17 protein-coding genes, 1 tRNA gene and 5 pseudogenes are annotated in these 20,102 nt (G+C 67.5%); 10 read left to right on the top strand and 13 right to left on the bottom strand.

The window, feature by feature from the left end; translation table 11 throughout:
• Nucleotides 1-708, top strand: a complete 708-nt coding sequence (locus MYXE_RS19970) for a demethylmenaquinone methyltransferase (protein ID WP_085195247.1) — start codon at nucleotides 1-3, stop codon at nucleotides 706-708.
• On the opposite strand, the pseudogene menJ reads toward MYXE_RS19970, so the two are convergent.
• Nucleotides 701-1,920: pseudogene (gene menJ / locus MYXE_RS19965) on the bottom strand (menaquinone reductase). The gene MYXE_RS19970 and the pseudogene menJ sit on opposite strands and share 8 nt — an antisense overlap.
• Before the next feature lie 21 nt (nucleotides 1,921-1,941).
• Here menJ and grcC1 point away from each other — a divergent pair.
• Complete coding sequence (gene grcC1, locus MYXE_RS19960) at nucleotides 1,942-2,949, top strand: nonaprenyl/(2E,6E)-farnesyl/geranylgeranyl diphosphat synthase (protein WP_085195251.1); 1,008 nt, start codon at nucleotides 1,942-1,944, stop codon at nucleotides 2,947-2,949.
• 65 nt (nucleotides 2,950-3,014) lie between these two features.
• On the top strand, nucleotides 3,015-3,884 hold the full coding sequence (htpX, locus tag MYXE_RS19955; RefSeq protein ID WP_085195253.1) for a zinc metalloprotease HtpX: 870 nt from the start codon (nucleotides 3,015-3,017) through the stop codon (nucleotides 3,882-3,884).
• A gap of 78 nt (nucleotides 3,885-3,962) precedes the next feature.
• Here the strand turns inward: htpX and MYXE_RS19950 are convergent, their stop codons facing one another.
• From MYXE_RS19950 to MYXE_RS19915, 8 genes and pseudogenes are all read right to left on the bottom strand, one after another.
• Complete coding sequence (locus MYXE_RS19950; RefSeq protein ID WP_415624437.1) at nucleotides 3,963-5,051, bottom strand: calcium:cation antiporter; 1,089 nt, start codon at nucleotides 5,049-5,051, stop codon at nucleotides 3,963-3,965.
• On the bottom strand, nucleotides 5,048-6,160 hold the full coding sequence (locus tag MYXE_RS19945; RefSeq protein ID WP_085195301.1) for a PPE family protein: 1,113 nt from the start codon (nucleotides 6,158-6,160) through the stop codon (nucleotides 5,048-5,050). The genes MYXE_RS19950 and MYXE_RS19945 overlap by 4 nt, the downstream gene beginning before the upstream one ends.
• A 150-nt stretch (nucleotides 6,161-6,310) precedes the next feature.
• Nucleotides 6,311-6,721 (bottom strand): hypothetical protein, encoded by a 411-nt coding sequence (locus MYXE_RS19940; RefSeq protein WP_139821153.1) that lies wholly within the window; start codon nucleotides 6,719-6,721, stop codon nucleotides 6,311-6,313.
• Between the two features lie 172 nt (nucleotides 6,722-6,893).
• The gene (locus tag MYXE_RS19935; protein WP_415624436.1) at nucleotides 6,894-8,327 is read right to left on the bottom strand and encodes a SulP family inorganic anion transporter; all 1,434 of its coding nucleotides are present in this window, start codon (nucleotides 8,325-8,327) and stop codon (nucleotides 6,894-6,896) included.
• A gap of 371 nt (nucleotides 8,328-8,698) precedes the next feature.
• Nucleotides 8,699-9,723 (bottom strand): annotated as a pseudogene (locus MYXE_RS19930) (NAD(P)H-dependent glycerol-3-phosphate dehydrogenase).
• A gap of 68 nt (nucleotides 9,724-9,791) precedes the next feature.
• Nucleotides 9,792-10,076 (bottom strand): hypothetical protein, encoded by a 285-nt coding sequence (locus MYXE_RS19925; protein WP_415624435.1) that lies wholly within the window; start codon nucleotides 10,074-10,076, stop codon nucleotides 9,792-9,794.
• 98 nt (nucleotides 10,077-10,174) lie between these two features.
• Nucleotides 10,175-11,692, bottom strand: a complete 1,518-nt coding sequence (locus tag MYXE_RS19920; RefSeq protein ID WP_039889602.1) for a flavin-containing monooxygenase — start codon at nucleotides 11,690-11,692, stop codon at nucleotides 10,175-10,177.
• Between the two features lie 73 nt (nucleotides 11,693-11,765).
• On the bottom strand, nucleotides 11,766-12,257 hold the full coding sequence (locus tag MYXE_RS19915; protein ID WP_003919601.1) for a YajQ family cyclic di-GMP-binding protein: 492 nt from the start codon (nucleotides 12,255-12,257) through the stop codon (nucleotides 11,766-11,768).
• Between the two features lie 82 nt (nucleotides 12,258-12,339).
• Here MYXE_RS19915 and MYXE_RS19910 point away from each other — a divergent pair.
• From MYXE_RS19910 to MYXE_RS19900, 3 genes are all read left to right on the top strand, one after another.
• Nucleotides 12,340-12,425, top strand: a tRNA-Tyr gene (locus MYXE_RS19910).
• Nucleotides 12,426-12,492: 67 nt separating this feature from the next.
• Nucleotides 12,493-12,750, top strand: coding sequence for a hypothetical protein (locus MYXE_RS19905; protein ID WP_085195256.1), 258 nt, complete (start codon nucleotides 12,493-12,495; stop codon nucleotides 12,748-12,750).
• Nucleotides 12,751-13,069: 319 nt separating this feature from the next.
• Nucleotides 13,070-13,522, top strand: coding sequence for a universal stress protein (locus MYXE_RS19900; RefSeq protein ID WP_003919599.1), 453 nt, complete (start codon nucleotides 13,070-13,072; stop codon nucleotides 13,520-13,522).
• Nucleotides 13,523-13,564: 42 nt separating this feature from the next.
• Here the strand turns inward: MYXE_RS19900 and MYXE_RS25390 are convergent.
• Nucleotides 13,565-15,671, bottom strand: a pseudogene (locus MYXE_RS25390) (FUSC family protein).
• A gap of 123 nt (nucleotides 15,672-15,794) precedes the next feature.
• Between MYXE_RS25390 and MYXE_RS25385 the strand changes: the two are divergent.
• From MYXE_RS25385 to MYXE_RS19880, 4 genes and pseudogenes are all read left to right on the top strand, one after another.
• Nucleotides 15,795-15,887: pseudogene (locus MYXE_RS25385) on the top strand (galactose-1-phosphate uridylyltransferase); the annotation flags it as partial.
• A 66-nt stretch (nucleotides 15,888-15,953) separates the two neighbouring features.
• A complete protein-coding gene (gene galT / locus MYXE_RS19890) occupies nucleotides 15,954-16,874 on the top strand; it encodes a galactose-1-phosphate uridylyltransferase (protein ID WP_415624496.1) in 921 nt (306 codons plus the stop codon).
• Nucleotides 16,871-17,951: pseudogene (locus MYXE_RS19885) on the top strand (galactokinase). The gene galT and the pseudogene MYXE_RS19885 overlap by 4 nt, the downstream one beginning before the upstream one ends.
• Nucleotides 17,952-17,991: 40 nt before the next feature.
• Nucleotides 17,992-18,738, top strand: coding sequence for a Mut7-C RNAse domain-containing protein (locus MYXE_RS19880; protein ID WP_003919595.1), 747 nt, complete (start codon nucleotides 17,992-17,994; stop codon nucleotides 18,736-18,738).
• Here the strand turns inward: MYXE_RS19880 and MYXE_RS19875 are convergent.
• From MYXE_RS19875 to MYXE_RS19865, 3 genes are all read right to left on the bottom strand, one after another.
• Entirely contained in the window at nucleotides 18,735-19,220 is a 486-nt protein-coding gene (locus tag MYXE_RS19875; RefSeq protein ID WP_003919594.1) for a hypothetical protein, read from the bottom strand. The genes MYXE_RS19880 and MYXE_RS19875 overlap by 4 nt on opposite strands.
• Before the next feature lie 94 nt (nucleotides 19,221-19,314).
• Nucleotides 19,315-19,545, bottom strand: a complete 231-nt coding sequence (locus MYXE_RS19870) for a hypothetical protein (RefSeq protein WP_039889599.1) — start codon at nucleotides 19,543-19,545, stop codon at nucleotides 19,315-19,317.
• Between the two features lie 24 nt (nucleotides 19,546-19,569).
• Nucleotides 19,570-20,007: a hypothetical protein gene (locus MYXE_RS19865; RefSeq protein WP_003919592.1), complete on the bottom strand. Its 438-nt coding sequence runs from the start codon at nucleotides 20,005-20,007 to the stop codon at nucleotides 19,570-19,572.
• Between the last annotated feature and the right edge of the window lie 95 nt (nucleotides 20,008-20,102).

Below are 20,102 nucleotides of genomic sequence, written 5' to 3'. Positions count from 1 at the left end.
GTGAGCCGGGCGAGCCTCGACAAAGACCCGCATGCCGTGGCATCGATGTTCGACGCGGTGGCGCGCCGTTACGACCTGACCAACACGGTGCTGTCGCTGGGCCAGGATCGCCACTGGCGACGTGCCACCCGTTCAGCGCTGCGGGTCGGGCCCGGTGAGCGGGTGCTGGATCTGGCCGCGGGTACCGCGGTGTCGACGGTGGAGCTGGCCAAGTCCGGCGCATGGTGTGTGGCGGTGGACTTTTCGGTGGCCATGCTCAAGGCGGGTGGCGGCCGGCTGGTGCCCAAGGTTGTCGGCGACGCCACCCGGCTGCCGTTCGGCGACGATGTATTCGACGCGGTCACAATCAGTTTCGGGCTGCGCAACGTCGCCGACCAGCAGGCGGCGCTGCAGGAGATGGCCCGGGTGACGCGTCCCGGGGGGCGGCTGGTGGTCTGCGAGTTCTCCACGCCGACCAATCGGCTGTTCGCCACCGTCTACCGGGAGTATCTGATGCAGGCGCTGCCACGCATCGCCCGGGCGGTGTCGAGCAACGCCGAGGCGTATGTCTACCTGGCCGAGTCGATTCGGGCATGGCCGGACCAGCAGGCACTGGCGCGGCGGATTGCGCGGGCCGGATGGTCGGGTGTGCGGTGGCGAAACCTGACCGGCGGCATCGTCGCGCTGCACGCCGCGCACAAGCCGCCGCTGCCCGCCACCCTCAGCTGAACGGCTTGCGCCGGTCGACCAGCCGCGACGCCACCCCGCTGGCGCGCCACAGCCGCGCCAGCAGGTCGGCGTCGTCGTCGCTGACCAGGTTGGCCATCACCCGCACCGCGACGGCCATCAGCGCCGCAGAACGCATCGCGACCGGGCCCGTCGACGGCAAAAACCGGGGAAAGGTCAACAGCAGCGCCAGCCGCCGCGCCACCGAAAACGCCCGGCTGTAGTGCTGCTGCAGCAGCGCAGGCCAGGCCGCAGACAGGTCGCCGCTGCCCAGCAGGTGGACGGCCAGCCGCCCGGCCTCCAGCCCGTAGTCGATGCCTTCGCCGTTCAAGGGGTTGATGCAGGCGGCGGCGTCGCCGACCAGCATCCAGTTCGGCCCGGCCACCCCGGATACCGCGCCGCCCATCGGCAGCAGTGCCGACGACATCGCCTTGGGCGGCCCGCGAAACCCCCACTCGTCGCGACGCAGGTCGGCGTAGTACGACATCAGCGGGCGCAAAGCCAGATGCGCGGGCCGTTTCGAGGTCTGCAGGGCGCCCACGCCGATGTTCACCGCGCCGTTGCCGAGCGGGAAAATCCAGCCGTAGCCGGGCAGGATCGCGCCGTCGGGGGAGCGGACCTCCACGTGCGAGGTCAGCCACGGCTCGTCGCTGCGCGGCGAGGCCAGATACCCCCGCGCGGCGATGCCGTACACCGTGTCCTGATGCCACCTTCGGCCCAATACCCGGCCCAGCGGCGAGCGGGCGCCGTCGGCGACGATCAACTCACCGCATCCGACCTCGCTGCCGTCGGCCAGCACCAGCGACCGCACGCGTCCACATGAATCATGTCGAGCGCCAACAGCTTTCATTCCCAGCAGCATTCGCGCGCCGGAGTCCTCGGCCACTTTGCGGATCCGGTCGTCGAGTTCGATGCGGGCCACCGCGCTGCCCGTCGACGGGAACGACGGGCCCGGCCAGGCGACCTCGACCTCGCCGCCGAACCCGCTCATCCGCAATCCGCGGTGGCGGATGCGGGCATCCAGCCAGTCGCCCAGCCCCAGTCGCTCCAGCTCGGCCACCGCGCGCGGGGTCAGCCCGTCGCCGCAGGCCTTGTCGCGGGGGAAGCTGGCCGCGTCGATCACCAGCACGTCGCGACCGGCCCGCGCGGCCCAGGCGGCCGCCGCCGACCCGGCCGCCCGGCGCCCACGACCACCACGTCCGCCCTGCGGTGCATGCTCACCAGTATGTTGGTCGCGTGGGGACTCCGGCGACCGTGGTGGCTGGCTTCGACTTCGGCGATGCCGCGTTCGCAGCCAGCGTGCGGGACGGGGTCGACCGCATCGAGCGGCTCATGGAGAGCGAGCTGCGCGGCAGCGACGACCTGCTGACCGAGTCGGTGCTGCACCTGTTCGAGGCCGGCGGCAAGCGGTTCCGGCCGATGTTCACCGTGCTCTCCGCGCAGCTCGGCCCCCGTCCCGACGCCCAGGAGGTGACGATCGCCGGCGCGGTGATCGAGCTGGTGCACCTGGCGACGCTCTACCACGACGACGTGATGGACGAGGCGCAGGTGCGCCGGGGCGCGCAAAGCGCCAACGCGCGTTGGGGCAACAACGTCGCGATCCTGGCCGGCGACTACTTGTTCGCCACGGCTTCGCGGCTGGTGTCGCGACTGGGCCCGGAGGCGGTGCGGGTGATCGCCGAAACGTTTGCCCAGCTGGTCACCGGGCAGATGCGCGAAACTCGCGGCGCGGCCGAGGGGGTGGATGCGATCGAGCACTACCTGCGGGTGGTGCACGAGAAGACCGCTTGCCTGATCTCGGCGGCGGGCCGCTTCGGCGCGACGTTCTCCGGCGCCGACGAGCAGCAGGTTGAACGGCTGAGCCGGCTCGGCGGCATCGTCGGCACCGCATTCCAGATTTCCGACGACATCATCGACATCGACAGCGCACCCGACGAGTCGGGCAAGGTGCCCGGCACCGACCTGCGCGAGGGAGTGCACACGCTGCCGGTGCTCTACGCGCTGCAGGACAGCGGGCCGCAGGCCGACCGGCTGCGCGAACTGCTGGCCGGGCCGGTCGACGACGACGCGGCGCTGACCGAGGCTTTGGATCTGCTGCGCAGGTCGCCGGGCATGGCCAAGGCCAAGGACACCGTGGCCCGCTACGCGGCTCAGGCCCGTGAGGAGCTGGCCAAGCTGCCCGATGTCGCGGGCCGCCAAGCGCTGGCCATGCTGGTCGAGTACACCGTCAACCGGCACGGCTGATTCCGGAACCCGGCGGCCTGCACGGCGCGTTTAATCAGCAAGAACGGTCTTCGTAGGAGGAGCTGATGACCTGGCATCCGCATGCCAACAGGGTGAAGACGTTCGCGCTGCTGGTCGGCATGTCGGCGCTGATCGTGTTCGTCGGCAGCCTGTTCGGCCGGACGGCGTTGCTGATCGCCACGTTGTTCGCCGTTGGGATGAACGTCTACACCTACTACAACAGTGACAAGCTGGCACTGCGGGCGATGCACGCCCAGCCGGTGTCGGAGGTGCAGGCCCCGGCGATGTATCGGATCGTGCGCGAGCTGGCCACCGCAGCGCACCAGCCGATGCCGCGGCTGTATCTCAGCGACACCGCCGCGCCCAACGCGTTTGCCACCGGCCGCAATCCGCGCAACGCCGCGGTGTGCTGCACCACCGGCATCCTGCGCATCCTCAACGAGCGGGAGTTGCGCGCCGTGCTCGGTCACGAGCTCTCCCACGTCTACAACCGCGACATCCTGATCTCCTGTGTGGCCGGCGCCTTGGCCTCGGTCATCACCGCGTTGGCCAACATGGCCCTGTTGTTCGGCGGAATGGTCGGCGGCAGCGACCGCGACGGCGGGGCCAATCCTTTTGCGTTGCTTCTGGTTTCGCTGCTGGGCCCGATCGCCGCGACGGTGGTGCGGCTGGCGGTATCCCGGTCGCGCGAATATCAGGCCGACGAGTCCGGGGCGGTGTTGACGGGCGATCCGCTGGCGTTGGCGTCGGCGCTGCGCAAGATCTCCAGCGGCGTGGAGGCGGCGCCGCTGCCGCCCGAGCCGCAGCTGGCCAGCCAGGCGCACTTGATGATTGCCAACCCGTTCCGTGCGGGCGAGCGGATCGGGTCGCTGTTTTCGACGCACCCGCCGATCGCCGACCGCATCCGCCGGCTCGAGGCGATGGCGCGGGGCTGACTTTCAGCCGGTCGTCCTCGGCGGCGAATGCGACGCCACGGTGACTTTCGGTGCGCCCATGGGCCGGGCAGTTGCCCCTCACGGGATGACCGCGAGAAACACGTATGCGGCCAGCAGCACCAGATGCACCTCGCCCTGTAGCCGGGTGGCGCGGCCGGGCACGACGGTCAGCACACCGACCACGACGGTCAGCGCCAGCAGCACCAACTGGGTGGCACCCAGGCCCAGCAGCAGCGGGCCGCTGAGCCACAGCGAGGCCAGCGCGATCGCGGGGATGGTGAGCCCGATGCTGGCCATCGCCGAGCCGTAGGCCAGGTTGAGGCTGATTTGGATGCGGCCCCGCCGTGCCGCCCGCACGGCCGCCAGTGTTTCCGGGAGCAGCACCAGCATGGCGATCACCACACCGACGAACGACTGCGGGAATCCGATTGCCGTCACTGCCCGTTCGACGACGGGCGACTCCACTTTGGCCAAGCCCACCACCGCGACGAGCGCGGCCAGCAGCAGCGCGAGGCTCGCCAGCGCTCGCCGGGCGGTTGGTGGCGGCGCATGCTGGCTTTCGTCTACGGTGGCGCCGCGTTGGCTGACCGGCAGAAAGAAATCGCGGTGTCGCACGGTCTGGGTGAACACGAACAGCAGATAGAGCCCGAGCGACGCGAGCGCGGCGAAGCTGAGCTGGCCGGGCGAAAACTCGGGCCCGGGCTGGCTGGTGGTGAAGGTAGGCAACACCAGACTCAACGTGGCCAGCGTGGTGACGGTTGCGAGCGCGGCACCACTTCCGTTGGCGTTGAACAACATTACGCCATAACGCAGTGAACCGATCAGCAGCGACAAGCCGACGATCCCGTTGGTGGTGATGATCACCGCGGCGAACACGGTATCGCGCGCCAGCGTGGCCGATTTGTCGCCGCCGGACACCATCAGCGTGACAATCAGCGCCACCTCGATGATGGTCACCGCCACCGCGAGCACCAGCGATCCGAACGGCTCGCCGACTCGGTGTGCGACCACCTCGGCGTGGTGGACCGCGGCCAGCACCGCGCCCGCGAGCAGCATCCCGGTCAGGGCCGCCGCTGCCGATCCGATCACGCGGCCCCAGGTAAGCGCGAGCGCGACCAGGGCCAGCAGTGGGACTACAACATTCCATCTGCGAACCAATCGCGTCATCCGCCCGCCGGCCAGCGTGGAACCATGTTGGGCCGCAACAAGAATCGAGAAGCATCAGCAAGCCGGGCGCCGCCGCGCCCGGCCATACCCGCTAGCGGCGCCACGGGCACACCGGCTATCCCGCTCGCGGGGGCGCCAGTCGCAGCAACGCCCGGGACGGTCGCGCTGACCGGGCCCGCGCCCGGGGCCGCCGCGGCCCACGCCTGTGGCGCAGACAACGCGCCAACCGGAAAAGCCCGGCCCATGCCCGCCGACACCGATCCGCCGCCGCTCACCGCGCTAAGACCCGCGAGCCTCGTCGAGCCCAAGGCACCGCCGCCGGACGGCGCAGCCGCAACGGCGGCACCAGTGGCGGTGCCGGCGGTGTTCATGCTCTTCGCGAGGTTTGCCGCGCTGGTCAAGAAACCCAGCCCTGAAAATGTCGTTCTTGCATGTCCGCTGACAGTAGTCGCATGAGCGTTCAACGTATCCAGGGCCGAGCGAAGCGATGTCCCAGGCGTGGGGGAGGCCAGTTCGCGAAGTGCCGGCGGCACTGCCGAGGTCAGCTGGGCGACCGCAACGGCTTGGCGGGCCGGCCCTGTCGGGTCGGTAGTGGCGGGAGGCGGGCTAAACGGTGTCACCCGCGATGCGGCGGCGGAGGCGCCGGCGTAGCCGTACATCGCGGCGGCATCCTGGGCCCACATCTCGCCGTAGTGGAACTCGGTGGCAGCGATCGCCGGTGTGTTTTGCCCCAACACGTTTGTCGCGACCAGCAGCATCAGCAGCGAGCGGTTGGCGGCGATCACTGGTGGGGGCACGGTCATCGCATGCGCCGCTTCATACGCCGCCGCCGCCGCTCTGGCCTGGGTGGCTGCTTCTTCGGCTTGGCTGGCCGTGGAGGTCAGCCACGAAATATAGGTTGCGGCCGCGGCCGCCATCGACACCGACGCCGGGCCGCGCCACGACGCAGTGGTCAGTTCCGAAACCACCGCCTGATAGCTCGCCGCCGTCGTGTGCAACGCCGTGGCCAAGCCATCCCATGCCGCCGCAGCGGCCAGCATCGGGCCCGAGCCCGGACCGGCATACATGCGCCCGGAATTGATTTCTGGCGGTAACGCGCCGAAATCCATTGCAAACATTGCTTTTCTCCTCAAAATCTTGGACGAAGACATCTCGATAGCAGATACCGCGCTTCGAAGCGCTTCACTGCAAGGTGATTCAGGCCGATTTGGCGATGCGTTAAAACGCGGCCGCCACAAGGGTGAAGCCGCGGTGACCGGTCAGTGCCGCGCGACGCAGAACTGGGTCAAGCGTTCTCGCCCGGCGAGAGACGTGACAGGTGGGTGCAGGGCCCCCACGCCGAGCCGGTGCCGGGATGCGGGCAAGAAGCCCTGGGACAGCGACCAGCCAGATGAGACCACCGGCGGTGACCACGCCGACGGTCGGCTGCGGTGCAGCACCGCGACGTGAAAAGCCTTGTGGGCCGAGGACAAAGACGCCTGATCGATCTGGTGATCGAAACGTTCTTCGCCGGTACTGGCGGTCGCCGATGTCGACGCGGGCGGGCCTGACAAAACGTGATTCGCTCGCGCCAGCCCGTATCCGATGGCCGCCGCGAGCACACCTATTGCGATGACGAGGACGCTGACAGTCTGCGCCCATGAGGGTATGCGGGCATTACGTGAAGTCACAGCGCCTCAACCCGCTCCTCACCCAGAGTCAGCGCTCAGATGCTTTGTTGTCAGCCTACTTATCGGCTCAGCACTGCACCAACCCACCGACTCAACACATAGAAAACCCACACACTCAACGTGGCTCGCTGATCGGGGTGAGACCCGATGCCCCCGGCTGGTACGGCTGCGGCTAATGAGCTCCGTTGATGCGCACCGTCCCACCGGTGGCCTGATGCTGGCGCTGCCAGTCGTGGATCGCCTGATGTGCGGCATGGTCGAGGTAGTCGGCTGCCAGGTCGACAGTGACTGCGGTGCCCGCGGGAATAGACGCCAGTACTCCGGTCAGCCGGGGCAGGGCCAGGAACGTGCACGCCCCGTCCACCCGCACGTGCCATTCGTCGTCGGCGTGCTCTTTGGCCTCGACCTTGGCCCGGATCACCCGCCATCCCGTCAATGCGATCGCCAAGGCAAGCCCGATCAGTACCCCGTGCAGCAGGTTGAAGAACACGACGCCCAGCACGGTGACCAGATAAACGACGAAATCACCGTTGCGGCGCGCGGTTTCGATGTGGGCAGGTTGCAGCAGCCGGATGCCAATCACGATGAGCAGTCCAGCTAGCGCCGCGGTGGGTATCTGTTCGACCAACCCCGCGAACGGCAACGAGAACAGCAGCACCCACACTCCGTGCAGGATCGCCGAAGCGCGACTTTTCGCGCCGGCGTGGATGTTGGTGGAGCTGCGCACGATCACTCCGGTGATCGGAAGCCCGCCGATGACTCCGGAAGCGATGTTGGCGGTGCCCTGGCCGATTAGCTCGCGGTTGAAGTCGGTGCGTGGCCCGGTGTGCATACGGTCGGTCGCAACCGCGCACAACAGGCTTTCCACGCTGGCGATCAGCGCCACGGTCACCACGCCGATCGCGACCCCGCCCCAGTTGCCGTCCGGCAGGTCCGGCAGCTGCAGGGCATCCAGCAATGACCCCTCCAGTGTGATCCGCGGCACGTGGACCGGAAAGATCACCGAGACGATTGTCGCCCCGACGACGGCCACCAGTGGGCCCGGAATGATGGCGATCCGCGCCGGTACCCACCGCCAGGCGATCATCGTGGCGATCACCAAAACACCCAAGATGAGAGCGGTGCCGTGCGCGCCGAGAAGCTGTCCGGGCAGGCTGGTGATGTTCTCCCAGGCTGAGCTGTGGGACTCCCCGCCCAACAGCACATGGGTTTGCTGAAGCGCGATCGTGATTCCGATGCCGGCCAACATCGCGTGGACGACGACGGGTGAAATCGCCAGCGCGGCTCGCGCGACCCGGCTGAGCCCAAGCAGAACCTGCAGTACACCCGCGGCAACGGTGATCAAACACGTTACTGCCCAGCCGAATTGGGCTACGAGATCAGCGACCACAACGGTCAGCCCAGCGGCGGGGCCGCTGACCTGCAGCGGTGAGCCGCCCAGGGCGCCTACCACGATGCCGCCGATAATCGCCGCGATCAGGCCGGCGAGTACCGGGGCGTCGGAGGCAAGCGCGATCCCCAGCGACAAAGGAAGTGCGACGAGGAATACCACTAGTGACGAGGGCAGGTCGTAGCGGAGGATCGATCGCAGTCGATCAGTTGGCAACGATGCCCGGTTTTGGCCAATGCCCAGCTGGTCGGCGTACTGAATCGGTCGCTCCTTTGTTAGTTCGCGATGGCGGTCAAACGTAACGACTTATCGTTAACTTCTCGATATTTAAAATTGCGGTGAAGTAAAACTTTTAGCGCACAATCTATTACAGATACTGTGAGCCTGGTCGCCTGTAGCAGGTGCCCCAATTGCTCTGCGCCAGCTTATTTGTCGGTTCATCGACGCAGCAACCGCACCAAAGCAACACATAGAAAACGCATACACACAAGCACCGCTTGTCGAAACCCTGCGGCACGGAACCGCCTGACCCGCGACCGATGCGGCAATGCCACGGTCCGCGCATGACCGGGTGCCTCGACCGGTGCTTAGAACCCCGGGCCGTGGATCTCATGCCCGGGTTTTTCGGCCATCAGCCCGCGGTAGGCCTGCTCGACGGTGGATCCGTGGTTGATCACCGCGTCGACTTCGCGGGCTATCGGCATGCTCAACCCGTACTTGTCGGCGAACTCCATCACGACGCTGGCGGCTTTGACGCCCTCGGCGACCTGGTTCATCGATCCGATGATCTCGTCGATCGGCTTGCCCGCGCCGAGCTGCTCGCCGACGTGGCGGTTGCGGCTGCGCGGGCTGGTGCAGGTCACGATGAGATCGCCCATGCCTGCCAGCCCGGCGAAGGTGTCGCGCTGCCCGCCCATGGCCTCGCCCAGCTTGGCCATCTCGCGCACCGCGCGGGCCATCACTGCCGCACGGGTGTTCTCGCCGATGCCCAGCGAATAGCCCATGCCGACGGCGATCGCGTAGACGTTCTTCAACGCGCCGGCCATCTCCACGCCGATCACGTCGTCGGTGGTGTACACGCGAAACCGCCTGGTGCGGAACAGCTCTGCGAGCCGCGCGGCGAGGTGCTGGTCGGGCATGGCCAGCACCGCCGCGGCCGCGTAGCCCTCGGCGACCTCGCGGGCGATGTTGGGGCGGCCAGGATGCCGGCCGGGTGGCCGGGCAGCACCTCGTCGACGATTTGCGACATCCGCATGTTGGTGCCCTGCTCGAGGCCCTTGACCAGCGACACCACCGGAACCCAGGGCCGCAGCTCGGCGGCCAGCTCGGTGAGCACGTCGCGAAAGCCGTGGGACGGAACCCCCATGACGATGACGTCGGCGGTGTTGGCGGCCTCGGAAAAGTCGGTGGTGGCCCGCAGCGACTCGCTCAGCACGACCTCGTCGCCGAGGTAGCGGGTGTTGCGGTGGTTCTCGTTGATGTCCTTGGCGACTTCCGCCGAGCGCACCCACTGCAGCGTCGGCCCGCGCCGCGCGCAGATCGAGGCGACTGTGGTTCCCCAGGACCCGCCGCCCAAGACGACGACTTTCGGTTCGCGCTTAGCAGCTGCCATGGCGATCAGCGTATTGCCGACGCCCGATGTTCACCGGCAGTTGGCGAACTGAACGTCGCGAGCCGTGGTTAGAAGTGACCCCAGCCCCGAGTGCCGTCCCAGCCTCCGCAAGCCCCGTTGGCGCAGGCGCTGACGAAGGCGCCTTGGAAGGGGTTCCAGCTACCGCAGCCGTTCCACCCGGGACCGCTGCCGCAGCCTCCGCCCCCGCCTTGCCCGTCGGGCCCGCCGCTGCCTTGGGTGCCGTTGGGGTCGGCGACGACGACCTGGTGGGCCGGCGTGAACGGGGCGTGTGCGATCACCACGGCCGTCGGCACGGCGCCAATTGCCGCCGCGGCAGCCCCCGCTACGACCACCGATCTGACGAAATTCCGCGTGCTTAGCATTCCTTCATAATGCTCCGGGATCGCGGCTTCGCCAACCATTTGTGAACGCCGCCACGTGTTTTCGCAGTTTACGATGCTGCCGTGGCCGGCTGCGGGGCGCGCCCGAACACCATAGCCTCCTCGATCCGGTCGAACCGGTAGTCGATGGCGTCGGCGAAGTAGTTCTGGCGCACGTTCCACGGCCGCTTGGTGCCGGACTTGGGCAGCGCGTGCAGCGCGCGCAGCACGTAGCCGGCCTGGATGTCCCAGGACGGTTTTTCCGGCATCGGCTCGTCGCCGCGGTGCGGGTAGGCGTGGGTGTAGCCGCGAGAGTTCATGTACGCCAAGAGTTTCGCAGTCGCGCGGGCGGTCATGTCGGCGCGCAGCGTCCAGGAGGCGTTGGTGTAGCCCACGCACCAGAACAGGTTGGGCACGTCTTCGAGCATGTGCGCCTTGTAGACGAAGCGGTCCTGTGGCTTGATCTCCGCCCCGTCCAGCGACAGCGTCACTCCGCCCAGCGCCTGCAACTGCAGGCCAGTGGCGGTGACGATGATGTCGGCGTCCAGATGCGCACCGGATTTCAGCACGATACCGGTGGTGTCGAAGTGGTCGATGTGATCGGTGACCACTTCGGCGCGTCCTTCGCTGATCGCGACGTAGAGGTCGGCGTCCGGGATCAGGCACAACCGCTGGTCCCACGGGTTGTACCGCGGCTTGAAATGGGTGTCGACGTCGTAGCCCTCGGGCAGGTTTTTGATCGCGATCTGGCGGATCCACCACTTCATGAAGCCCGGCGTTTTGCGGGACAAGAACCAGATCGCCCCCTCCAGCAGTGCGTTGCGCATCCGGATGATCTGGTGAGCCGCCTTGCGCGGCAACGCTTTCCGTAACAGGTCCGCGAACCAGCTGTATCTGGACGCCGAGAACATGTAGGTCGGCGAACGTTGCAGCATGGTCACTTTCGAGGCCTTCTCGGTCAGTGACGGGATCAGCGACACCGCCGTTGCCCCGCTGCCGATCACCACCATCTTCTTGCCGGTGTAGTCCAGGTCCTCGGGCCAGTGCTGCGGGTGCACGACGGTGCCGCTGAACTGCTCGATGCCGGGGAATTCGGGAGTGTAGCCCTCGTCGTAGTTGTAGTAGCCGGACCCGAAGAACACGAACCGGGCCCGGTACGTCGCGGGCGTGCCGTCCTGTTCGGCGGTAATCGTCCAGGTGTCGGTCGTCGAATCCCAGTCTGCTGCGCGCACATAGCTGTTGAACCGGATGTGGCGGTCGATGCCGTACTTGCGCGCGGTTGCGGCCAGGTACTCGCGAATGTGCACGCCGTCGGCCACACCTTCTTTCCGGGTCCACGGCTCGTAGGGGAACGACAGCGTGAAGATGCTGCTGTCCGAGCGCACACCGGGGTAGCGGAACAGGTCCCAGGTGCCGCCGATCTGTGCGCGCCGCTCCAGGATGACATAGCGGATGCCGGGGTTGCGCTCGCTGATGCGGTAGGCCGCGCCCAGCCCCGAGATGCCCGCGCCGATGATCACCACGTCGAAGTAGCCGGCGTCCTGCGGTGCGCCTACGCTGTCGGCGGCCTGCTGCGGCGTCACGGTCATCGCGAACCTCGCTTCACGGCGATACAGTGGTGCCCACCACATTAGGCACCCACCGGTTGATTGGGCCAGCGCGCTACCGGTAGTTCACGAACTGCAAAGCCACGTCTAGGTCGGCCTTCTTGAGCATTGCGATCACGGCCTGCAGGTCGTCCTTCTTTTTGCTGGACACCCGCACCTCGTCGCCTTGGATCTGGGTTTTGACGTTCTTGGGCCCCTCGTCGCGGATGAGCTTGGTGATCTTCTTGGCGTTCTCGCTGCTGATGCCCTGCTTGATCGTGCCGGTGACCTTGTAGGTCTTGCCCGACTGGGTGGGCTCGCCCGCCTCGAAGGCCTTCATGGAGATGTCGCGGCGGATCAGCTTTTCCTTGAAGACGTCGACGGCGGCCTTGACGCGCTCCTCGGTGGAGCTGGTCAGCTCGACGGTGTTGTCGCCCTTCCAGGCGATCTTGGTGTCGGTGCCGCGGAAGTCGAACCGGGTTGCCAGCTCCTTGGCGGCCTGGTTGAGCGCGTTGTCGACCTCCTGGCGGTCGACCTTGCTGACGACGTCGAACGATGAATCCGCCATTGGATCGGTCCCCTTCCCATCGATATTGGGCGTTTGCGTCCGGGTTACGTCCCCGTTGTACCCTGCTAGACGTAACACAGAGGGCAGGTTGCCCGAGCGGCCAATGGGAGCGGACTGTAAATCCGTCGGCGTATGCCTACCCAGGTTCGAATCCTGGACCTGCCACCACGAGACGCATCGGCAGTTTGCCGACGGCTGTTGCACCACCGGTAGGACGGGCCACAGACTGGACACCGTGGGTCGGGACGACCGACAGTCCAATACCCTCCACGAGGCGCGGACGACGTTCGTGGCGCTGCTCTGCGATGCCATCGACAACGGCGCCATGCCGCACAGCCGCACGGGCCTGCATCCCGCCATCATCGAATCGGTCGAAGCGATCGCGGACGCCTGGCCCGCTGTACCCGACATGCTCGTGTACCGGGCGCACCGCGCGTTCGCAAGGCATGCCGCGGTGGCGCGTCGCGCCGGCGTCGATCCCCGACGCGAGTAGATGAGGCGTGGCGGCGACTACGAGGCGTCGGGCTTGTCCGCCCCCGGCGCCTTGGGTTTCGCGCGTGAAGCCGCCTGACGTATCCTTCGCGCTCGATGCCGCAGCAGCACTAGCGATCTGGCAAGCTCGAAAAGCACACTGAAAGGATGCCAGCTGGGCGTCGACGGTCCCAATCGCACACGCGGTTGCCCATGCAACAAGTTCGCATCAGGGCCCTGTCGGACCAGTTGGACCATTCACGGCCGCCGGCATCGGCGGGTGCCTACCGTGAAACCACGTCCTTGGACGTCGAGGAGGTGTCGATGCGCGGGGAGGTTGAATGAGCTCCTATCAGACGGTGGTGGTCGGCACCGACGGCTCGCCGACGTCGTTGCGTGCGGTTGAGCGCGCAGCCCAGATCGCTGCCGAGTCAAACGCCAAGCTGATCATTACGACGGGCTACTTTCCGCAAGAAGAAGATCCACGCGCGGCCGACATCCTCAAAGACGAGGCTTACCTGGTCCGGGGCAACGCGCCGATCTACGCGATCCTGCGCGACGCCCGCAGCCGGGCCAAGCTCGCCGGAGCCAAGACCATCGAGGAACGATCGATCGAGGATGCGCCGGTGGATGCCCTGGTGGACGTCGCCGCGGAAGCCAACGCCGATCTGCTGGTGGTCGGCAATGTCGGGCTCGATGCGCGATCGGCGATCCTTGGGCGGCTGTTCTCGGTGCCCGGCAGCGTCTCTCGCAGGGCCAAAAGCGACGTGCTGATCGTCCACACCACCGGCTGACGGTCATCGACGTGGCCAAGCCGGACTGTGGCCGTTGCTATTTCAGTTCGAGGCTGTTAGCGCCGCACCGTCGCGGGCGCCGAGGTCGACGGCGGTGCTGGCCACGGTTCGGTCGATTTGGCGGAGCGCCTGCAAGGCGCCCAGCAGTCGGCCACTCTCGCTGTTCAGTTGGCGCGCAAGGTTTTCCGCGTCGTCGAGATGGTCGGTGGCCGGAACAACGGTGGTCGCGCCGTCGCGGGCGTTGACCAGCGCGTCGATATTACGACGGATCTGCGCGGCGGCCGAGGTCACGGCGTCGACCAGCTCGTCGGGAACATGGTCGACTCGTTCGCTGCTACGGGCCAGGGTTCGCCCGTAGCGGTCGCACGCGGTCAGCATCCGCAGACCGCGCCGGATGCTGCGCCGCCGGACAGGCCGGCCACCCCGGCCAGCACCGGCTTGGCAGTGGCGCGGAACTGCTGCAGGTTGCGGTCCAATTGGCGCGCCTTGTCGGTCGGCGTCGGCCCGTCGCGGCCAAACATCGCCGACACTGACGCCTCGACCAGCTCCGACAGCGTGGTGAAAAAGGCGTGGGCATCGTTGCGGACCGCGGTTCGAGTGTTGGTGGGCAGCACCAAGATTGCGACGGCCACCCCGATCGCGGCGCCGATCGCGGTCTCTTCGATCCGCAGCATCAGCAGCTGGAAATTGAATTGGCCGAGCAGACCGTACAACAACGCCAGCATCGTGGTGATCCAGAAGGTCATCAGGCTGTAAGTGACCTTCATGAAGTACAGCGCGCAGAACACGCACACGAAGATCAAGACCAGCGACACCACGCGATTGCCCGACACCAGCGTGGCGATCAGCACCCCGCACGGCACACCGAGCCCGGTGCCCAGCAGCCGCTGCCAGCCCTTGGTAAGCGTTTCACCCCAGGAGTTGGTGCCGGCGAAGATCACGAACGCGGCGATCACCGCCCAATACCAGCGCGCGGGAGACACCAGCTCGCCGGTGACGATGGCCAACGAGGCGGCCACGGCGACCTGAATCGCCTGCCGTGTCGTCGGCTGCAGACCGCGTTGGCTAGGACCGTCATCGGCCGGCGCCGCCGCGACGGGGCCGCGGTCTGCCGCGCGCCGTGCTGCACCAGGGCACGCACTTCGGCGGCCGCCGTGGCGGCGGCGATGATGGCCAGCGCGAGGCGGCGCACCGCGACCGCGCCGGGGTCGTCGCCGCGTTGGTCGGCCAGCGGCTGGGCCAGTTGCGCGGCCCGTTGCAGCCGTTGCGGCTGCGGCAGCCGGATCGCCTGGGCGAGTTGAGACAGCGCGTCGGCCAGCTGACTGCGGGTGGCGGGAGTGATCGCGGCGGGGTTGTCCGCGGCCACGAGTGCCGCACGCGCACCGGCGCTGGCCACCCGTTCGACGGTCAGTTCGGCGTCGAACAGCCACAGCGCCAGGTCGTCGCCGCTGACTCCGGGCCACAGCGCGGCCGGGTTGACTTTGTCTTCGATCTGGCTTTGCACCATCAGCGCGGTCTCGTTGAGCCGCGCGATGCGGGCCCGCAGCCGCCGTCGCCGCCGTTCGTCGAGCCGGCCGGCCGCCAACGCCTCGGCGGTGGTGTCGATGACGATGGCCATCCGGGCCCGCAGGGACCGCATCGTCGCCTGCAGCACGCGTTCGGGCCGGTCAGGAAACGCGTAGGCGGTGATGACCAGGCTGCACGCGGCGCCCACCAGGACCGCGCCGATCATCCAGGGCAGCTCGCTGGACTGGGCTCGCAGAAACAACGTGAAGAAGTAGGCCATGAACATGACCATCCCCAACGCCCGTCCCCGCGAGCCGAAGCGGCGGAGGTAGACCGCGGCGAACACGATCCCGACGAACACGATGTCGCTGAGCACCTTGTGCGGCGCCAGCAGCGTGCCGACCGTGATGGCCAGCGCGGCCGGCAGCGGCAGCAGCGCCATCGTGATCTTCTGCTGACGCGGGCCCGGTTCGTTGACGGCACGGCCGGACACCATGGTGATCAACACCCCGAGCAGCGCCACCGTCACCGGCTGGCCGGTCGCCCTGCTCAGCCCGTAGAGGATCGCCAAGGCGCAGGCCAGCGCGGCCGTGGTCCGGCTGGCCGCCCGCAGCCGCAGCAATCCGGGATCTGAGCCGATCAGCCAGTTACGTGCTCGCTGGTAAAGATCGGGCACCGCTAGACCGCCTCCTTCGCTGTCGCTGTTCCATGGTGACTGCCCGTGGCTTGGCCGCAGAAACGCCGCGGTCGATTAGGGTTCGAGTTCGTGACGGCGCCGACGCGGGCCACCCTGGCCGATGGCCGTGAGCTGCTGTTCTTCGCGTTGCCCGGCCGCACCCCGGCGCCGGTCGCCGACCGTCGGCCCCTGGCCCCGCGCGACCCGTGCCCCTCGCAGCTGCGGTTCGACCGCACAACCGGGCAGTGGGTGATCATCGCGGCGCTGCGCCAAGACCGCACCTACAAGCCGCCGCCCGATCAATGCCCGCTGTGCCCGGGTCCGACCGGGCTCACCAGCGAGGTGCCCGCCCTCGATTACGACGTCGTGGTGTTCGAAAACCGGTTCCCCAGCCTGTCCGGTGCTGGTGGCCCGGCACCGCGGGCGCCCGACGGGTTCGTGCCGCTGCCCGGGCATGGCCGCTGCGAGGTGATCTGCTTTTCCAGCGACCACACCGGCTCCTTCGCCGCGCTAGACGTCGCGCATGCCCGGCTCGTCGTCGAGGCGTGGCGGCACCGCACAGCCGAGCTGATGGCCCGTCCCGAGGTCGAGCAGGTGTTCTGCTTCGAAAACCGCGGCGAGGAAATCGGGGTCACACTGACCCATCCGCACGGGCAGATCTACGGCTACCCGTTCTTGACCCCCCGCACCGCGACCATGCTCCAACAGGCCGATCAGCATCGAAAACAACACGGCAGCAACCTGTTTGACGACCTGTTGGCACGCGAGGTAGCCGATGGCGGCCGGGTCGTCGCGCGCACCGAGCTGTTCACCGCGTTCGTGCCGTTCGCCGCGCGCTGGCCGGTCGAGGTGCACATCTACCCAAACAGGTTCGCGCACAACCTGATCGAACTCGACGCCGCCGAACTCGACGAGTTCACCCAGCTCTATCTTGACGTGCTGCGTCGATTCGACCGCATGTACTCTGCTCCGCTGCCGTACATGTCGGCATTGCACCAGTTCTCCGACACCGACGCCCAGCGGGAGGGCTACTTCCACGTCGAGTTGATGTCAATCCGGCGCAGCGCGACCGCGCTGAAATATCTGGCAGCCTCGGAGTCGGCGATGGATGCGTTCATCAGCGACGTGACGCCCGAGGACGTCGCCGCGCGGTTGCGAGAACTGGCATGAGCGTGCGATACGCCGCGCCGGGACGGATCAACCTAATCGGCGAGCACACCGACTACAACTTGGGATTCGCGCTGCCGATCGCGCTGCCGCAGCGCACCGTGGCGACGTTCACGGCCCAGCAAAGCGACGCGATCACCGTGTGCAGCGACCGCGCCGACGGCACGGTGCGCATCCCGCTCGACACCGCACCCGGTGAGGTGAGCGGCTGGGCGGCTATGTGGCCGGTGTGGTGTGGGCGCTGCGCGCCGCCGGGCACCCGTGCCCGGCGGGGCCATGTCGATCACCAGCGATGTCGAAATCGGGTTGGGCCTGGCGTCGTCGGCGGCCTTGGGGTGCGCGGTGCTCGGCGCGTTGACGTCAGCGGCCGATGTCCGCATCGAGCGCATCGAGCAGGCCCAGCTTGCTCAGCGCGCCGAAAACGAATACGTGGGCGCGCCAACGGGTTTACTCGACCAACTGGCCGCGCTGTTCGGGCAGCGGTCGACGGCGCTGCTGATCGACTTTCGCGCTCTGACGGTGCGGCCGGTGCCGTTCGATCCCGACGCGTGCGGGGTTGCGCTGCTACTGATCGACTCGCGGGCCCGGCACAGTCACGCCGACGGCGAATATGCCGCCCGTCGCGCGTCCTGCGACCGTGCCGCGGCGGACCTGCGGGTGTCGTCGCTGCGTGAGGTCGACGACTTGTCAGCGCTGACGAGCGTCACCGAACCCGTCGACGCCCGCCGCGCCCGCCACGTGCTGACCGAAAACCAGCGTGTACTCGACTTCGTCGCCGCACTAAATGGTTCGGATTTCGGCGAAGCCGGCCGCATCCTGACCGCCTCGCATGCGTCGATGCGCGACGACTTCGAAATCACCACCCACCACATCGATGTCATCGCCGACGCCGCCGTCGAGGGCGGCGCTTTCGGGGCCCGGATGACCGGCGGCGGCTTCGGCGGCTGCGTGATCGCCTTGGTGCCGGCCGAGCGCGTCGACGCCGTCGCCGAGGCGGTGCGGCGGGCGGTGCACGAGGCGGGCTATCAGCAGCCCGTCATCACCCGCACCCGTGCCGCGCCGGGCGCAGGCCTGGGGTGAGCTGATTGCGCCTGGTCGAGACGGCGGGAGAGCATGGGGCATGGCCGGCTATGTGGAGGTGCGGGCATACGCCGAGCTCAACGACTTCCTGGACCCGCAGTCGCGTGGTCTGACGCTGCGTCGGCCGTTCCGCAGCCATCAGACCGTCAAGGACGTGCTGGAGGCCATGGGCATCCCGCACACCGAGGTCGACCTCATCCTGGTCAACGGCGAACCGGTCGACTTCGCCCATCGCCCACAAACGGGTGACCGCATCGCCGCCTACCCGGTGTTCGAGGCGCTCGACATCGGGTCGACGACCAGACTGCGGCCGGAACCGCTGCGCGATCCACGCTTCGTCGTCGACGTCAACCTGGGTGGGCTCGCACGGTTGCTGCGGGTGCTGGGCTTCGACGTGTGGTTCTCCGGCGACGCCGACGATGACACCTTGGCCGATATCAGCTTGGCCCAGCAGCGGATTCTGCTGACTCGAGACCGTGCGCTATTGAAGCGTCGCGCGATCACCCATGGCCTGTTCGTGCGGGCCCACGACCCGGAAGAGCAGACGCTGGAAGTGTTGCGGCGGTTGGATCTGCGCGAGCGGCTGGCTCCGCTGACCCGGTGCGTGCGGTGCAACGGCGCGCTGGCGCCGGTCACCAAGGACGAGGTGATCGACCAGCTCGAGCCGTTGACCCGCCGCTACTACGACGAATTCAGCCGCTGCGCCGACTGTGGGCAGATCTATTGGGCCGGTTCACATTATGCGAAGCTGCTAGGCCGCGTGGAGCGGCTGCGCGACCAGCTCTAAGCCACGGGTGTCAGCCGGATGGCGGCCAACTTCAGCCGGTCGACCGCTTCGGCGAACTCGTCGAGCGTGGGAATCCGCTGCTCGCGGAATTTGATTCCGATCATGCGCTGGGCACCCTTGACGCCGTAGGACTCCGAGCAGCGCCGGTACAGATCGGCGACGACACCACGGTCTTCGATCAGCTCACCGCGCATGGCGATGGTCTTGCCGTCCAGCAAAACCTGGGCGTCGGCGCCGTCACGGAAGTTGTGCTTCCACCGCGCGCCGGTCAGTGCGTAGAGAATGTCGTTGATCCGGTGAGCGCTCAACGGAATCGCATACTGGCGCCCGGTCTTTCGACCCTTGAAGCTCAACACCATCAGCTGTTTGCGCGCCGGACCCATCAGCGGTGTACGCAGCAGCGACCGCAGGATGGGGTTGACGACGCGAAGCAGGGCTTCGGGTGGATGCGATTCGGTGATTACCGGTGACTGTTCTGTCATGCCAACACCGTAGGACTAATCGGCCTGCGTGGGGGCGTGTTGCCGGACGCCGGGGTCTAACGGCGGGCGGGCTCGAGGCGCGCGAGCATCGCCTCTACTTGAACAGGTCCTCCCAGATGGCGACGATCCGTTCGAACAGGGCCTGGTTGTGCAGCCGCAGCAGCGACGTCATCGCCGCGACCTGTTCAGCAGCGCCCATGGCCATCTTGACCTGGTAGCTCGCCGCAACCCCGGCGTTGAGGCTGACGTTTTCGTAGCCGTGTTCGAGAAACAGCGCCAGTACCTGGTCGAGCAGTTCGGCCTGCCGGACGTCCTTGCGCTTCACCACACGCGCCGTGACGGTCTTGGGTCAGTCGACCTTCTTCAGCCACCCCACGTATGCCAGGTACACACCGCACAGTGCGAGCAGCCCGAACACGACCCGCACGACAATGACGGCGGCACTTGACGTTTCGGTCGCGGATTCGGCTCCGTTGACGATCAACTGCGGCGCGGCGAGCAATGTCAAACCGCGCAGCAGCAGGAACCAGCCGAACAGTGAGATGATCACCGCGGCAACGCTGCGCCAATACTGGTGAAACGCAACGACGAACAGCCCGCCGAGGAACAGCAGCGCACCCAGTACCCAGGGCCACATCGGGTCTTCCGAGAAGCTCGACAACTGGTCGCGCAGGGTTCCCGCCCTGATCGCGACGACCGCGGGAACCACGGCGATAAATGGCCCAAGCACCCGCGCGAACGAGCGGGTGCGCTGTCTGCGATCGGTCGTGCTGAGGGGTGCGGGCATGTCACTGCTCCTTTCCGGGTGGCGCTCACCGGCCTCGATACTGACGCTGGATCGCCGACGTTTCAGGGTATTGCGTCCGATCCGCGGTGGACGCT

This window comes from Mycobacterium xenopi (assembly GCF_009936235.1).
GTDB classification, from domain to species: domain Bacteria; phylum Actinomycetota; class Actinomycetes; order Mycobacteriales; family Mycobacteriaceae; genus Mycobacterium; species Mycobacterium xenopi.
Note: the sequence above shows the minus strand (reverse complement) of the source record. Positions and strands in the feature narration are given on the sequence as shown.